Here is a 15896-nt window from a genome sequence, read left to right on the forward strand (position 1 = left end):
GAAAAATATGGATTTCGCACTTAGTTTCGAACAACAGACCCTGATCGACTCGCTGGAAGAATTTTGCAGGCGCGAGCTTTACCCCCATGAAGATCTGGTCGAGGAATTGCGCCATGTCCCCGAAGAGCTTCAGCAGGAAATCCGGCGCAAATCGGAAGAGGCCGGGTTTGCCGGAATGAACCTGCCTGAAGAATGGGGCGGGCCGGGACTGGACCGGCAGACCAAGATGCAGGCCGAGCGGGTGCTTGGCAAGTCCAGCGCCGCCTTGACCATGTGCATGAATCGCGGCGTGACCGGCATTCTGTTCAAATGCCGGGGCGAGCAGATCGAGGAATATCTGAAGCCCTGTATTCGCGGCGAGCGCAAGGATGCCTTTGCCCTGACCGAACCGGGCGCCGGTTCCGATGCGCGGGGCATTACCACCAAGGCGGTGCGCGATGGCGATCACTGGGTCGTCAACGGCGTCAAGCAGTTCATTTCTCATGCGGATATCGCCGATTTCATCATCCTCACGGCGGTGACCGGCATTGACGATACCCCCCAGGGCCCGCGCAAGCGCTTCACCTCGTTCCTGATGGACAAGGATCTGCCCGGCGTGCGGGTAGAGCCGATGAAATCCATCGTGACACGCGGATATAACCCGACCATGATCTATCTGGATAATGTCAGGCTTCATGACAGCAAGATTCTGGGCGAAGAGGGCAAGGGTTTCGATATGGCCAATGAATGGCTGTATGATGGCCGGGTTGCACTGTCTGCGCATTGTGTCGGCCGCGCAGAGCGCATTTTCGATATGAGCAAGGAATGGGCCGGAACCCGCAAGGCATTCGGAAAAACGATCGGTGAATTCCAGGGCGTTGGCTTCAAGATCGCCAATATGGCCGTTGATATCAAACTGGGCGATCTTATGGTCAAGGAAGCCGCCTGGAAAATAGATAATGATCAGATGAACCGGACCGAAGCGTCGATGGTAAATTATTACTGCTCGGAAATGGTGTTCCGGGTCGCGGATGATGCGATCCAGATTTTCGGGGGCATGGGCGTGATGGAAGAACTTCCAATCCAGCGCTTCTGGCGCGACGCCCGGATCGAACGCATCTGGGAAGGCACATCAGAGGTTCATCAGGACATAATTGCGAAAGATCTGTTACGACCTTACAGGTAACGGTTGAATATCGGTTGGTCAGTGGTGGCGGAATGGCGGCATGAGAACTGTGACAAGAGAGACGAGGATCAGTGAGCAGCGCAAACGAGAACTGATCGTTGGCACACTGAATTCGATCTGCAAACATGGCTACCTGAACTCGACGATCAATACGATCAGCGAGGAATCGGGCCTGTCGCGCGGCCTTATCAACCATTATTTCGCCAGCAAGGACGATCTGATCACCGCGGCGCACCGGTATTTCCTGCAGAATGCCGATGATTTCTACCGGCATATGGCAAACACGATCGAGGATCGTTTCGATCGCCTGTTCTATGCCGCCTGCGGCCCCTTTCTTCGCGATCTTGGTTATGAGGAACTTCTGATCCATTACATGAGCGCGGCATGGATAGTTCCCGAAATCCGTGCGTTGCATCAGGAATTATGGGGGAAATACCGTGCCTATATCGGCCGCCGTCTGGCCGCGGTCGCCCATGAAAGAGGGATGGAAATCGATATCAGGATGTCTGCAATCACCGTGACCCAGCTTTCGGACGGATTGTGGGTCGGCAAGGTCATGGAAGAGGCCTACACCAGTGACGAATGCTGTATAATAATCCGGAAATGGTTGTGCGACCTGTTCGGAGAGGATCCGGATAAGCACCCGTTGCGGCCGGATATCGATCTGGAAACATATCCGACAAGCGCCCCGATGCCCAAGCGTCTGAGGGGCTGAACCGGGCATCAACCGATAAAGGCAAATCCGGGCAATCTGCGACACCTCGTTCATGGGGAGGATGAGACATGCGAGCGTATAATACATTCGAAACCGAAGGGAAAACCGGCGTGGCGACGCGAGAGAACTTCAAACGGCTGCTTGCTCCGGAAAGCATGGCCTTTATCGGCGGTTCGCAGGTCGAATACACGCTGAAAACATTGCGCGAACAGGCATATGGCGGCGATGTCTATGTCGTGAATCCCAAGCGGGGCGAGATTGCCGGATATCCCTGCCTGCCCTCGATCGCGGATCTGCCGGTTTCGCCGGATGCGGTATTTCTGGCGGTCAATGCCGATGCGACGGTGATCGCGTTGCGTGAACTGGCGGCGATGAAGGCCGGCGGCGTGGTCTGCTATGCTTCGGGTTTTTCGGAAATCGGCGAAGCGGGGCATGAGCGTAACCGTGAATTTATCGCGGCGGCCGGCGATATGGCAGTGGTCGGGCCGAATTGTTACGGGCTGGTGAATTACGTCAGTCACGGCAGCATCTGGCCCGCGCTTTATCCGCAACTGCCAAATGGCCGGGGCGCGGCGGTCATCTCGCAAAGCGGCAATGTGACCGGGCATCTGGTCAGCAATGCGCGTTCGGTGCCGTATTCCTACCTGATAAGTGCCGGGAATCAGGCGGTTCTTGGCTTCGAGGATTATATCGATTTTCTGATCGACGATCCGAATGTGACCTGCCTTGGCCTGTTCATGGAAGGCATTCGCGACGTTGCGGGTTTTGCGCAGGCATGTCTGCGCGCGCGGGCGTCCGGCAAGCCGGTGATCGTCTGCCGCTCTGGCCGCTCGGAACTGGGCGCGGAAATGGCGGCCAGCCATACCAGTTCGCTTGCGGGGCAGAACGAATATTATCAGGCATTGTTCACGCGGCTTGGGGTGATCGAAACCGACACGGTTCCGCAGTTTCTGGAGATGATGAAGCTGGCTTCGGTAGCGCCGCATGTGTCGGGCGACCGGATCGCGGTGTTTTCAAGCTCGGGCGGGGATAACGGGCTGGCGGCGGATTACTGTTCCTTTGCCGGATTGACCCTGCCGCAACCCGATAACCGGCAGGTCGCCGCGATCAGGCCCCTGCTGCCCGATTTCGGTCATGTTTCGAACCCTCTGGATTTCACCGCCGGCTATTGGGGCAGCGAAGAATTGCTGACCCCGATGTTCACGACGATGCTGCAAGGCGATTACGATGCGGGGATGCTGGTCATCGATTATCCGCCCGCAGGGGCGCTTTACCGCGACAAGACTGCGCATCAGGCGATGGACCGCGCATTGGCGGCGGCAGGCAGGGCCAGTGGCAAGCCGGTATTCCACGCCTCGGTCAATACCGAGAGTATTCCGCCCGAAGACGCCTCTGGCCTGATCGCCCAGGGGATCGTGCCCTTACAGGGGCTGCATGACGCGGCGCAGGTGATCGCCAGATGGGCCGCATATTGCAAGCTGGTCAGGGCGGATCGCGCCGGAGCGGCTGTTCAGTCGCCCTTTGCGATTACGCCCCTGTCAGGCGGCGCCATGACGGTCAACGAATATGAATCCAAGCGCCGCCTTGCCGGTTATGGCTTGCAGGTACCCCAAGGCCGGGTGCTGACTCTGGCGGAAATTTCATCCCTGCCGGAAATGATGGACGAGCCCGTCGTGCTGAAGGTTCTGCATGACCGGCTGGCGCATAAAACCGAAATCGGCGGGGTCGCCCTGAACCTGCGCAGCCGGGCCGAACTGACTGCGGCAGCCCAGCGCATGATTGCCTCGGTCGCTGCGCATGATCCGGATATCAGGCTCGAGCATTTCCTGATCGAGCCGATGCAGGCCGCGCCGCTGGCGGAGCTGATCGCGGGCGTCAAACGTGACCCGTTATTCGGGATGGTGCTGGTCATCGGGGCAGGGGGTATTCTGGTGGAGCTGATGCAGGACGCCACGCCCCTGCTGTTGCCGGTGACCCGGGTCGAGGTCGAAACCGCTTTACGGGCATTGAAAAGCTTCGCCCTGCTGGACGGGTTCCGCGGCCGCGCCTCGGCCGATCTGGAAGCGGTGATCGACGCGATCATGGCGATAGCGGATTATGCAGGCGATCATCAGGAGGATCTGCTTGAACTGGATGTCAATCCGCTGATGGTGTCGGCGAAAGGCGCGGTGGCCGTCGATGCCCTGATCGTTGAACATTGCGGCTGATCGGTTCACGGTGCCGGGGAATGGTGGACAGGAAGGTTGGAAGATAATGAAAAACGACGAAAATCTTAGCGGTGCCGAGGCGCTGGTCCATAGTCTGGTGGCCGGAAACGTGGATACCTGCTTTGCCAATCCGGGCACCAGCGAAATGCATTTCGTTGCCGCTCTGGACCGGATTCCGGGTATTCGCTGTGTGCTGGGATTGCAGGAAAACACGGTGACGGGAATGGCGGATGGCTATTTCCGCGTCGCCCGGCGCCCCGCCGCGACATTGCTGCATTGCGGCCCCGGATACGCCAACGGGATTGCGAATATCCATAACGGCCGCCGGGCAGGCAGCGGGATGCTGAATATCGTCGGCGATCACGCGACCGATCACGTCGCCCATGACAGCCCGCTGACGGCGAATGTCGAGGCGCTGGTCGGCAGCACCTCGAACTGGCTCCGGTTCGGCGTCTCGCCCGGGAAGATCGGCGAGGATGCGATGGACGGTTTGCGCGCCGCTGCCGAGGGTTACGGTCAGATCGCGTCGCTGGTCCTGCCCGCGGATGTGTCCTGGTCCAAAGGCGGGGCGGCGGCGGTGGGCGGTGCCCCGCCGGCGGGGCCGGGGCCGCATGATCCGGCAGCCGTGACCCGGGTTGCCGCTGCCCTGCAATCCGGGCGCAAGGCTTTGATCCTGCTTGGCACCCCGGCGGTCGTCGCGGATCTGCATCCGCTTCTGCTTGGGATTTCCGAAACCACCGGCGCGGATCTGATGGGCAGCCCGGCGATTTCCAGCCAGCCACGCGGGCGCGGCCGTCTTGATCTGCCAGCCGTTCCCTATCCCGTATCCGATGCTTTGCGGGTGCTGGAACCCTATGATCTGGTGGTGCTGGTGAATTGTCCGGCCCCGGTCGGGTTCTTCCGCTATCCCGGCCTTCCCAGCCTGTTGCATCGCGAGGATGCCGAGATCCTGACCCTGACCGACCGGCAGCAGGATGCGCGGTCGGCGTTGAACGCGTTGGCCGAAACGCTGAATGCCGCGCCGCGGCCGGTTCAGGTCACGCCCGAGCGGATTGAAAAGCCGCAGGCGGGGCCAATCACACCGGATTCTCTGGCTGCCGTCGTGGCTGGGCAATTGCCCGAAAACTGTATCGTGGTAAACGAGGCTTTGACCTCGGGCGGGGGTTTTGGCGCGGTGATGGGAAAGGCTGCGCCTTGCGACTGGATGACGGTGACAGGCGGAGCGATCGGTGGCGGCATCCCTCTGGCGACCGGTGCGGCGATCGGGGCCGAGGCCAGCGGCCAGAAAGGCCGGCGCGTCATCACCCTGCAGGCCGACGGATCCGCGGCTTATACGGTGCAGGCGCTATGGACGCAGGCGCGTGAAAACCTGCCGGTCACGACATTGCTTCTGAACAACCGCTCTTATGCGATCCTGCTGGGCGAATATGCCAAGGTCGGAGCCAGCCCGGGGCCGACCGCGAATGACATGATGAGTCTGTCGCGGCCTGATATCGACTGGGTTGCGATTGCGCAGGGTTTCGGCGTCGAGGCGCTCTCGGTGGCCGATAATCTGGAACTGGACGCAGCTTTCGGGCGCGCATTGACGAAGGATGGGCCGATGCTGATCGATATTCGTCTGTGAACGCTGCCGGGATTTCATCGGTGACGGCCTTGTCAGCCAAAGCGCCCCTGTTCGTCCGGCCATGTCCATAGCTTCCTGTCGGCAAGAATGGCGGCGACAACGGCTTCGGCCCGCGTCTGGGCCGTGGGGGTCTTCGGCAGGCACATGTCTTGCGTCTCGGCCTGTACAAGGTAATCGACAACCTGTTCGCGGGGCACGTTCCTGCGCAGTTGAGAAGCCGCGGAGACAAGATAGCTGTCATACTCGTCGGCAAAAGGCAGATTGGCGTCGTCATCCCATTTGCCCGGATGCAAACCGCCCGGTCCCAGCAATCCCATCGGATCCCAAGACGCCCAGCCGATATCGCGCAGCCTGGACAATTTGACCCTTGGTTGCGGTGACAGCTTCGTCATGGGCGGCTATGGTGAATTCGGGAAAATCTCATGCGGCACGCGGTCAGCAAGGCCGGGCATGAAGAAGCCGTCATTTCCCAAGCGGATCCTCGGCTCCTGAACGGGCGATAGCTGTGGGTCAACTGTTCCCTGCCTCGATCTCTTCAGCCACAAGCTGCTGAAGCGTCCAGATATATTCGTCGTGAATCCCAAGTTCCGCCAGCCCAAGGACCGTGCGCAGCAGATATTCCGCACCCGATCCGGCCGCACCTGCCGCGCGGGCAAGCCTGTGCGCCTGTTCCCTGACCGTCAGTTCGGCGATCTGCACATCTACCGGATCGGCGTAGAAGGTCAGGGCCTGTTCGCGGCCGCGTTCGGTCTCGACCTCGATCCAGCGGGCGTTGGCGGCCAATTCATGCGCGACAAGCTCGCGCCGCAGGATGGCGCGCAGGGATTGCGTCTCGGTTCCCTCGGCGATCTCGACCAGCAGCCCTTCGCAACTGCCCCCTGAAGCAAGCGCGAGCATCAGGCCGGGCCGTTCGGGCGAGCCGCGGAAATGGTCAAGCGAGATCGAGAAGCTGCGATGCCAGCCGATAGCGGTCGCGCGGCGGCGCGACTGAACGTCAAAGCCGGGATTCCAGATCAGCGAACCATAGGCGAAGACCGGAATCGGCCGTGGCCGGTCCTGCGTCAGCCTGGCGGCCAGCAGATCGAGATCGGCATCCTCCAGCATCCGCCAGCGTGGATCATGCAGCGGCCCCGTCGCCGAGGTTACACGGGCGACATGATCGTCCGACAGGATGATGGGGCAATGATTGGTCATCGGGTTTCCTGCGCGTCCAGAGTTTTCCACGCCCCTACAGATCCTATCCGTGGCGCCGCGGGTCAACCCCGAACTGGACCAGTTTCACGGGCCGGCCATCAGCCTGACCATTGCCGCCGCCGTTTGCGGATCCGCCGGGAAGAAACTTTCGATGACGATATCCGCAAGGGTGATGTCGACCGCAGTGCCGAAAAGCGTTGTCGTGCTTAGAAACGCAAGCGGTCCTTCACGGCTTCGGATGACGAGGGGAACGGCGATTTCGGATGTCGCCACGACGGGTTTGCGCCTCGGCGCGGCGCCGGGTGGCGCGGGATAGGCCCGCAACTCCTTATGCAGATCGATAAGCTGAGGGTCGGCGGTAAGATCGATGTCATGCGCAAGCCGGGCCAGTATATGATCGCGCCATTCCCTGAAATTGACGATCCGGCGCGCCAGCCCCTCGGGATGCAGGCTAAGGCGCAGCACATTCACCTCGCCCGCCAGCAGGGAGGGCGCGGCGCCCTCGGTCAGGACCGCCACGGCCCGGTTGGCGAGACACAGCGTCCAGCAGCGATCGACGGCCAGCGCGGGATGGGGCTCATGCCCGGTCAGGATCCCTTCGATTGCGGTTCGCGCCTGCTCCATATCGGGAGACGTGAGCCCGCGTGCGCGATATGCCGGCACATAACCCGCGGCGGCCAGCAATGCGTTTCTGTCGCGCAGCGGCATCTGCAGGAATTCCGCCAGACGCAGGATCATGTCGCGGCTGGGATTCGAACGCCCGGATTCCAGAAAGCTCAGATGCCGCTGTGAAATTTCGGCTTCAAGCGCAAGGGCAAGCTGGCTGTAACGGCGGCGCAAGCGCCAGTCGCGCAGCATCTGGCCAAAGGAATGCTGTTCGTCCTGCATGATCTGCATTCCATCCTGTTCCAAATGGCGTTGCGATTACCTTCGAGGTAATCGACTGCAGAACAATTTGCCATGATGATCCACTTTGCGATCAGCAATTTCGCGCTGCGCGACATTTGCCTGACGATCATTCGAAGGAGACAGAGACATGACAGCTTATGCCATAGGCCAATTGCGCAACGTCGATCTTAATCAGGGGATCCTGGACTATCTGCACGGGATCGACGCCACGCTGAAGCCATATGATGGCCGTTTCATCATTCATGGCGCCCGGAAAGAGCAGCTTGAAGGGGTGTCGCGCGACGACCTGATCGTCATCGCCTTTCCGACCATCGAAGCGGCGCGCTTGTGGTATTCCTCGCCTGCTTATCAGGCGCTTATCCCATTGCGTCAGCAAGGCTCGGAGGGGGAGGTGTTTCTTATGGACGGCGTGGATGAGCAACACCGCGCGACGGATATCCTCGAACCGCAACAGGGTTGAGGCTGTCGCCACGGGGCGCAAAATCGGCGCCTTGAATCATACGGAAAGCCGGGATGGGCGGCTGCGCGTCCGGACCGGATTTTCAGTTTCGGCCCAATGCTTCGATGATCCGACAGTTTGAAATCGTCGTCCCGCCCTTGCATTGGGCACCGATGCTGCGCAATTCGGCGGCCAGCGCCGTCAGATCGGCGATTTTGTCTTCGATCTCGGCAAGGTGCACCCGTGTCAGATCATCGACTTCCGTGCAGGATCGGGCGTGATCCGAAGACAGCGCGGCAAGTTCGGCGATCTGTTCCAAGGAAAAGCCAAGGTCGCGGCAGCGGCGAATGAACTGCAACCGATGCAGCTGGGCCTTGCTGTAGATGCGATAATTGGCGGCACTGCGGTGCGGCGCGGGCATCAGGCCGATCTTTTCGTAATAGCGGATCGTGACGACTTTCGTATCGGTCAGGCGCGCAAGATCGCCGATGCGATAAATCTCTTCGGACATGGCTTGACCCTATAGTTGCTATAGCCGTTACATTCTAGGCGGAACCGAAACATTCCGCGAGTCTGCCATGCCCTGCTGCTCTTCCGATAGCTGCGCCTCCTCCGCCATTCAGGGATCATCCCGTTTCCGCCGTGTCCTGTGGATCGTGCTTGCGATCAATGCCGGGATGTTCGTGACGGAGATCGCCGCGGGCATGTTGGCAGGTTCTGCCGCGCTGCAGGCCGACGCGCTCGACTTCCTTGCCGATGCGGCCAATTATGCCATCAGCCTTGCCGTGCTGGGCATGAACCTGCGCTGGCGTGCCGGTGCCGCATGGATCAAGGGGGCATCGATGGGCGTTTTCGGGCTGTGGGTTCTGGGCACCGTGGTCTGGCACTGGCTCAATGGAACGGTGCCGCATGCGCCCACAATGGGGCTTATCGGCACTCTGGCTCTGGTGATAAATCTTGTCTGTCTGGTTCTTCTCATGGCTTTCCGGGACGGAGACGCGAATATGCGTTCCGTGTGGATTTGTTCGCGCAATGATGTGATCGCGAATGCTGCGGTGCTGCTGGCCGCGCTTGGCGTATTCGGTACGGGAACGGGCTGGCCTGACTTCGTCGTTGCAAGCCTGATGTCCGGTCTTGCGCTTCAGGGCGCGGTCCTGATCATGCGGGATGCCGGCAGGGAATGGCGGAGTGTCCGGCCCGGTACCACCGGCGTGCCCGATCTGCGATAGGGCGTGGCGCCTATCGGCGATATCCCGGCCTTATCGCGCCGGGATTCAGTTGGTGGAATGCGGAAGCTCTGGCAGCAGATTGGTTTCAAATTTCAACAGCGCGCTTAAAAGATCCTGCACAGGCGCGCGCATCGGTTCGTGCCGCCGGTGAAAGGCGATGATAGAGACGTCCGGCAGATCCGGGATGGGACGCGAAACCAGTCCGCGCATGACGTAATCGCGTGCGGTCATGGCGTCCACGATCCCCACGCCTCCGCAGACGCGCACCATGCTGCAGACATTCGCGCAGAACGGAACCACGCAGGCCGGATCATAGGACAGGCCCTGCGCGACAAAGGCGTTGCGGATGCTGTTCCCCATCGGCGACCAGTCCGGACTATAGCAAACCAGCGGGTTGGCGGCGATCACGGCGCAGGTCAGCTCGGGCTCCCGGGCAAGAGGGTGATCTTCCGGCAGCAGGGCGACCAGAGGGATCTTGCCAAGCGCATGCGCCTGAAATTCCGCCTTGGGGGGCAATGCCATCTGCAGGCCGATATCGGCTTCGCCGCTGCGCAGATCGTCCTCGGGCGAATGAACCCGCATGATGATGCGCTTCTTCCAGTCCCGGTATCCGGCGCGAATGAGAACCGCGCCCAGAAAACTTTCGACAAGCGCGGGCGTGGCCGATATCGCCACCGGCTTTTCCGCAAGATCGCGCAAGGTCGGCAGTTTCGAGCGGATCGTCGCATGGGTGTTGAAAATCGGCACGGCCATCGCGAAAAGCTCATTCGCTTCATGCGTTGGTTCCAGCCGGTTGCCGGTCCGGTGAAACAGCGACATGCCAAGCCTGCCTTCCAGCCGTTTCAACTGCCCGCTGACGGCCGGTTGCGATATGCCCAGCAGCCGCGCGGTTTCGGTCGTGGTTCCCACCCGCATCAGGGTTCCGAAAAGTTCAAGCTCGCGCAGGTTCACTATTACTGACCTTATGCTGGACCGCTTATTTATTATTATTCTGCATGGGCTGACCTGTCTATGATCATATCCGTAAACCCAAGGCCAACGCGCAATCTTGTCGAACGAAATCAGGAAGCGCCCAACGACAGGTGTAGGAGTAATCTTCATGATCCCCGGACTTAATCTGAAAGCTCTGCTGCTTGCTTCAGCCGTCGCCCTGACCGGCCTGCCAGCGGCGGCGGAAACGCTTCGTGTCGCCATGGGGTTCGACCCGCTGAGCCTTGATCCGATCGCGACCAGCGATAACGGCTCTATCTGGACGCAGCTTCTTATCTTTGACACCCTGGTGCGCCCCGACAAGACCGGAGAGGGGCTTGAACCGGGCCTTGCCGAAAGCTGGACCGTCTCTGAAGACGGGTTGACGCTGACCTTCAATCTGCGCGAGGCGAAATTCTCGGATGGCACGCCGGTCACTGCGGAAGATGTGCAATTCTCGATCGAACGCGCCGCATCCGAGGAATCGGGCTGGTCGCGGTTCTACCGCCCGATCACCAGCTTCGAGATCGTGAACGACCGCCAGATCGTGATGCAGCTTGCCGAGCCTTTCACCCCGGCCTTCAACAATCTTGCACTGTTCGCCGCCGCGATCCTGCCCAAGGCGCAGGTCGAGGAAAAGGGCGACGCCTTTTTCGATGCGCCGGTCGGTGCGGGTCCCTTCATGCTGAAGAATTGGGCGCGCGGTTCGCGGATCGAACTGGTGAAAAACCCGAATTACTGGCAGGAGGGCAAGCCCTATGTCGATGACGCGGTTCTTGAGATCGTCACGGAGCCCTCGGCGCGGGTGATCAAGCTGGAAGCCGGAGAGGTGGACGTGGCGCTTGATCCGCCATTGAACCAACTTGAGGATCTGGATGGCAAAGATGGCATCTCCACCGGTCAGATCATCCCGTACCGCGCCGATTTCGTCCAGCTCAACACCACCCGCGAACCCTTTGACGACGAGCGTGTCCGGCAAGCTCTGAACATGGCGATCGACAAGGATGCACTGGTTCAGGGCGTGCTTTACGGCGCGGGCGAACCTGCCGCCGCCGCCATGCCGGTCATGGCCTATGCCGATCCGGAACTGGCGCCCTATCCCTATGACCCCGCCGCGGCCAAGGAATTGCTGGCCGAAGCCGGTTATGCCGACGGTTTCGAGGCGCAGCTTCTGGTCGATTCGGGCGCCGCGACCAGCCGCAACGCGGCGATTACCTTGCAGGCGATGCTTCAGCAGGTGGGCGTCAGGGTCGAGGTGCAGATGCTGGAGGGCGGAACGCAGTGGGAAACCACGAAATCCGGTAATTATGACATGTCGGTATCCTATGCGACCTCGGACACGATCGATCCCGATCAGATCATCGGCTTTGTCGGCGTGAATCCCGAACGGGCGAATGCCTATCATACCGAATGGAAAAGCGACCGCCTGAATGAACTTTACGAAGAAGAACGCAAGACGCCGGATGGCGACGAGCGTGGCGGGATGTTCAGGGAAATGGTCCAGATCCTGCATGACGAAGCACCCTATATCTTCCTGTACCATCCGGCTTCCGCATGGGCGGCGCAGGATTACGTCAAGGATTTCGAGATCCTGCCGACATCGAATTTCCGCCTTGAAGAGGTGAAGATCGAGAAGTGATGAACGGGTCCCCGCCAAACAGGGGCCCGACCTCGCCATCGGAATGCAATCGGCCCATTCGCGGCCAGTAGCCTGACGAGAGCCCATGTTCCTCGCTATTCTGAAACGCCTGCTGATGCTGGTCCCGGTCCTGATCGGGATCACGCTGATCAGCTTCCTGTTGTTGCAAATCATGCCCGGAGATCCGGCATCGCGGGCGATGGGTTCGCGCGCCAGTGCGGAAGACCTTCAGGCGATGCGCGAGCTATGGGGTCTCGATAAGCCGATCTGGGTGCAATATTTCTATTTTCTGCGCGATTGCGTGACCGGCAGTTTCGGCGTCTCGATCTTCCACAAGCAGCCGATCATCACCCTTGTTGCCGACAGATTGCCATATACTTTGGCGATCGTCCTTTATTCGACGGTGATCGCTCTTGTGATCGCATTGCCATTCGCGATCCTGGCCGCGGCCAATCGCGGGCGCTTTCTGGACGTGGCGATCCGGCAGATTTTCGTCGTCCTGATCGCGCTGCCGCCTTTCTGGCTTTGCTATGTGCTGATCCTGTGGCTGGCGCTTAATCTGGGAATGTTCCCGACCGGCGGCGTGGGCACGGGGTTCTTCGCAAATCTCTATCGCCTGTTCCTGCCGTCGCTTGTGGTCGGGTTGTCGACCGCCGCGCTTATCCAGCAAAGCCTGCGCGCTGCCCTGATCGACGCGATGAAGGCCGATTACGTCGATACCGCCCGGGCCAAGGGGCTGCGCGGGTATGAGGTGTTCCTGCGGCATATCCTGCCGAACAGCCTGATTTCCACGATTTCGATCATCGGTGTCCGGGTAAGCTGGATCATCGGCGGCACCGTTGTCGTCGAAAAGATATTCTCGGTTCCGGGCCTGGGCAGCCTTCTGATCGACTCGATCGTTTCGCGCGATCTGCCGGTTATCCGGGGGCTGACGGTATTCTTCGCCGTCATGGTGGTGACCGTGAACCTGATCGCCGATATCTGCTATGCGCTGGCCGACCCGCGCATCCGGCTGGAGTGAATGATGCGCGTGCTGGGAAATCTTCTGCGTACGGTGTCGGGCGCTGCCGGGCTGGCCATGCTGATCATGACGATGGCCGCGACCGTGCTGACGCCCTTTCTGTCGCCCTATGATCCCTTCGCGCTGGATTTCGCGAATGCGATGCAGCCGCCCTCGGCCGCGCATTGGTTCGGCACCGACAATTTCGGGCGGGACATTTTCACCCGGGTCATGGCGGGCGCGGTCTATGACATGCGGCTGGCCCTGATCTGCGTTTTCGGGCCCATGGCCATCGGCGTATTGATCGGCCTTGTCGCCGGCTATCTGGGCGGCAGGATCGACGCGGCGCTTATGCGGCTGACGGATATCGTCTGGGCATTTCCATTCTATGTGCTGGTGCTGGCCATTGTCGGTGTGCTGGGGCCAAGCGAGACGAATCTGTATATCGCCTTCTTCCTCGTGAACTGGATCGGCTATGCGCGGATCATCCGCGGCGAGACATTGCTGATCTCGCGGCTGGAATTCATCGAGGCGACCCGCGTCCTGCGATTTGGCAAGCTGCGGGTGACATTGCGGCATATCCTGCCGAATGCGATTACGCCGGCGCTGGTCTATTCGATGTCGGATGTGGTGCTGACCGTTCAGGCTGTCGCCGCCATGTCCTTTTTCGGCCTTGGGGTGCAGCCGCCCGCGCCGGAATGGGGACTGCTGATCGTCGAAAGCATCGACTATATGCGCGACGCTCCGTGGATGACGGTGTTTCCGGGGCTTGCCATCGTCTGGATCGGGATCGCCTTCGCTCTTCTGGGCGAGGGGCTCTCGACCGCTCTGAAGCCAAAAGGATAAGCAATGAGCCTGCTGAGTATCCATGATCTGGTTGCAGAATTCGACAGCCCTTCGGGCATTGCCCGCGCCGTGGATGGCGTCAGCTTCGACGCCCAGCCCGGCGAGATTTTCGGCATCGTGGGCGAATCCGGTTGCGGAAAATCCGCCACCTGCCGCGCGATCCTGCGGTTGTTCGGCGGCGCGCCGGCCCGGATCGCTGGGGGCCGGATCCTGCTGGATGGGGTGGGCGATCTGGCGGCGCTTCATGAGCGACAGCTTGCACAGGTCAGGGGGAGGGACGTCGCCTTCATCTTCCAGGATCCGCTGACCGCCCTGAATCCGACGATGAAGATCGGCAGGCAGATCACCGAGGTCATTCGCCGCCACCAGACCATCACCCGCGCCAAGGCCCGCGCGGCGGCGCTCCAATTGCTGAGGGATGTGCATGTCACCTCGCCCGAACGACGGCTGGACTCCTATCCGCATGAATTGTCGGGCGGGCTGCGACAGCGCGTGGTCATCGCAATGGCGCTGGCCTTGCGGCCACGGCTGATCATCGCGGATGAACCGACCACGGCTCTGGACGTTACCGTTCAGGACCAGATTCTGCGGCTGCTGAAAGAGCGCCGCGACAGGTTGGGAACCTCGATCATCCTGATCACCCATGATCTGGGCGTCGTCTCTCAGATCTGCGACCGGATGGCGGTCATGTATGCGGGGCGCGTCGTCGAAACCGGCCCGGTGCGCGAGGTGCTGGATTCCCCGTCCCATCCCTATACGCAGGCCCTGCTTGCCGCCTTGCCCGGACAAGTCGGCCGCGAACAGGCCCTGACCCCGATCGAGGGCGCGCCGCCAAGCCTGATCTCGCCTCCGCCCGGTTGCCGCTTTGCACCGCGCTGCAAGCTTGCGCAGCCGGATTGCGTGATTGGTCCGCCGCCACCGCTGCATGCGCGCGATGGTGTATCCAGCGGGCATGTCGATGCCTGCATTCTGAACGAGGTCGCCTATGGCCCAGCTTGATTTCCAAAGGGTCGAGCGCCGGTTTCCGGTCAAGCGCGGCTTGCTTGATATGGTGGCGCGGCGGGACAGGGTCTATCTGCACGCCGTACGCGGCGTTGATCTGCGGGTCAGCCCGGGGGATATTCTTGGCATCGTCGGTGAAAGCGGTTGCGGCAAAAGCACGCTGGCCCGCATCGGCGTCGGGCTTCAGCAAAGCGATGGCGGACAGGTCATCTTCGACGGCAGGCCCCTTGCCGGCCCCGATCCGGCAGGCAGGCTTCAGATGGTGTTTCAGGATCCCTATTCCTCGCTCAATCCGCGCATAACCATCGGGGCGCAGCTTGAAGAGGTCGTCGCCCATTACTTCCCGAAATTGCCGCGTGCGAAGCGAGCCGCGCGGGTTTCCGAGATTCTTGCAGAAGTCAGTCTCGACCCTGAAACCGCCCTGAAATTCCCGCATGCCTTGTCGGGTGGGCAGCGGCAGCGCGTTTCGATTGCGCGGGCTCTGTGCCCGGCCCCCGAAATCCTTGTGGCGGATGAGCCCGTCTCGGCGCTTGATGCCTCGGTTCAGGCGCAGATCATCAATCTGCTGAAACGGCTGAACCGCGAGAAGGGGCTGACGATTATCTTCATCTCGCATGACATGAACGTGGTTTGCTATCTCTGCGACCGGGTTGCCGTCATGTATCTGGGCGAAATCGTGGAATTGCAGAACAGTCAGGATTTGTTCGGCGATCCCCGCCATCCCTATACAAGGGCGTTGATCGCCGCCGTGCCGGATGTTCGGCGGGCGCAATCGCTGGCCGAGCCCATCACCGGCGAAATCCCCGATCCGTTCGCCGTCCCGCGCGGCTGCCGTTTCGCCACCCGCTGCCCGCTTGCCGAGACCGCCTGCCAGAATCCGCAGGAGATGCTTCCGCTTGGTGGGGCGGGGGGCGTTCGCTGCTGGAAGGCCGTCCCCTCCGATTAACGTCACCCCCTT

Annotated in this window: 16 protein-coding genes; 11 read left to right on the plus strand and 5 right to left on the minus strand. The window is 61.0% G+C overall.

What is annotated here, in order from left to right; genetic code table 11:
* Positions 1–7: 7 nt before the first annotated feature.
* The 4 genes from D3P04_RS01505 to D3P04_RS01520 all read left to right on the plus strand — a co-directional run bounded on the left by D3P04_RS01505 (position 8) and on the right by D3P04_RS01520 (position 5711).
* Positions 8–1165: an acyl-CoA dehydrogenase family protein gene (locus D3P04_RS01505; protein ID WP_119745624.1), complete on the plus strand. Its 1158-nt coding sequence runs from the start codon at positions 8–10 to the stop codon at positions 1163–1165.
* A 40-nt stretch (positions 1166–1205) separates the two neighbouring features.
* A complete protein-coding gene (locus tag D3P04_RS01510) occupies positions 1206–1880 on the plus strand; it encodes a TetR/AcrR family transcriptional regulator (protein WP_119745194.1) in 675 nt (224 codons plus the stop codon).
* Positions 1881–1948: 68 nt separating this feature from the next.
* Positions 1949–4087, plus strand: a complete 2139-nt coding sequence (locus tag D3P04_RS01515) for an acetate--CoA ligase family protein (RefSeq protein ID WP_119745196.1) — start codon at positions 1949–1951, stop codon at positions 4085–4087.
* Between the two features lie 46 nt (positions 4088–4133).
* Positions 4134–5711 (plus strand): acetolactate synthase large subunit, encoded by a 1578-nt coding sequence (locus D3P04_RS01520; RefSeq protein WP_119745198.1) that lies wholly within the window; start codon positions 4134–4136, stop codon positions 5709–5711.
* 32 nt (positions 5712–5743) lie between these two features.
* Here the strand turns inward: D3P04_RS01520 and D3P04_RS01525 are convergent, their stop codons facing one another.
* The 3 genes from D3P04_RS01525 to D3P04_RS01535 form a co-directional block, all read right to left on the minus strand.
* Positions 5744–6070, minus strand: coding sequence for a hypothetical protein (locus D3P04_RS01525; protein WP_232844852.1), 327 nt, complete (start codon positions 6068–6070; stop codon positions 5744–5746).
* Positions 6071–6221: 151 nt separating this feature from the next.
* Positions 6222–6905: a gamma-glutamylcyclotransferase gene (locus D3P04_RS01530; RefSeq protein ID WP_119745201.1), complete on the minus strand. Its 684-nt coding sequence runs from the start codon at positions 6903–6905 to the stop codon at positions 6222–6224.
* Between the two features lie 84 nt (positions 6906–6989).
* On the minus strand, positions 6990–7793 hold the full coding sequence (locus tag D3P04_RS01535) for a helix-turn-helix domain-containing protein (protein ID WP_119745626.1): 804 nt from the start codon (positions 7791–7793) through the stop codon (positions 6990–6992).
* A gap of 148 nt (positions 7794–7941) precedes the next feature.
* Here D3P04_RS01535 and D3P04_RS01540 point away from each other — a divergent pair, with 148 nt between their 5' ends.
* A complete protein-coding gene (locus D3P04_RS01540; RefSeq protein ID WP_119745203.1) occupies positions 7942–8274 on the plus strand; it encodes a DUF1330 domain-containing protein in 333 nt (110 codons plus the stop codon).
* A gap of 82 nt (positions 8275–8356) precedes the next feature.
* Here the strand turns inward: D3P04_RS01540 and D3P04_RS01545 are convergent, their stop codons facing one another.
* Positions 8357–8764, minus strand: a complete 408-nt coding sequence (locus D3P04_RS01545; RefSeq protein WP_119745205.1) for a MerR family transcriptional regulator — start codon at positions 8762–8764, stop codon at positions 8357–8359.
* A 67-nt stretch (positions 8765–8831) separates the two neighbouring features.
* Between D3P04_RS01545 and D3P04_RS01550 the strand changes: the two genes are divergently transcribed.
* Positions 8832–9482: a cation transporter gene (locus D3P04_RS01550; RefSeq protein WP_119745207.1), complete on the plus strand. Its 651-nt coding sequence runs from the start codon at positions 8832–8834 to the stop codon at positions 9480–9482.
* Between the two features lie 45 nt (positions 9483–9527).
* On the opposite strand, the gene D3P04_RS01555 is transcribed toward D3P04_RS01550, so the two are convergent.
* Complete coding sequence (locus tag D3P04_RS01555; protein WP_119745209.1) at positions 9528–10433, minus strand: LysR family transcriptional regulator; 906 nt, start codon at positions 10431–10433, stop codon at positions 9528–9530.
* Positions 10434–10581: 148 nt separating this feature from the next.
* Between D3P04_RS01555 and D3P04_RS01560 the strand changes: the two genes are divergently transcribed.
* The 5 genes from D3P04_RS01560 (at position 10582) to D3P04_RS01580 (ending at position 15884) form a co-directional block, all read left to right on the plus strand.
* Positions 10582–12090: an ABC transporter substrate-binding protein gene (locus D3P04_RS01560; RefSeq protein WP_119745211.1), complete on the plus strand. Its 1509-nt coding sequence runs from the start codon at positions 10582–10584 to the stop codon at positions 12088–12090.
* Between the two features lie 85 nt (positions 12091–12175).
* Entirely contained in the window at positions 12176–13111 is a 936-nt protein-coding gene (locus tag D3P04_RS01565) for an ABC transporter permease (RefSeq protein WP_119745213.1), read from the plus strand.
* Positions 13112–13936 (plus strand): ABC transporter permease, encoded by an 825-nt coding sequence (locus D3P04_RS01570; protein ID WP_220475236.1) that lies wholly within the window; start codon positions 13112–13114, stop codon positions 13934–13936.
* A gap of 3 nt (positions 13937–13939) precedes the next feature.
* On the plus strand, positions 13940–14935 hold the full coding sequence (locus D3P04_RS01575; RefSeq protein ID WP_119745215.1) for an ABC transporter ATP-binding protein: 996 nt from the start codon (positions 13940–13942) through the stop codon (positions 14933–14935).
* Complete coding sequence (locus D3P04_RS01580) at positions 14922–15884, plus strand: ABC transporter ATP-binding protein (protein ID WP_119745217.1); 963 nt, start codon at positions 14922–14924, stop codon at positions 15882–15884. The genes D3P04_RS01575 and D3P04_RS01580 overlap by 14 nt, the downstream gene beginning before the upstream one ends.
* Positions 15885–15896: the final 12 nt, after the last annotated feature.

Source organism: Paracoccus onubensis, assembly GCF_003591515.1.
GTDB lineage: Bacteria > Pseudomonadota > Alphaproteobacteria > Rhodobacterales > Rhodobacteraceae > Paracoccus > Paracoccus onubensis.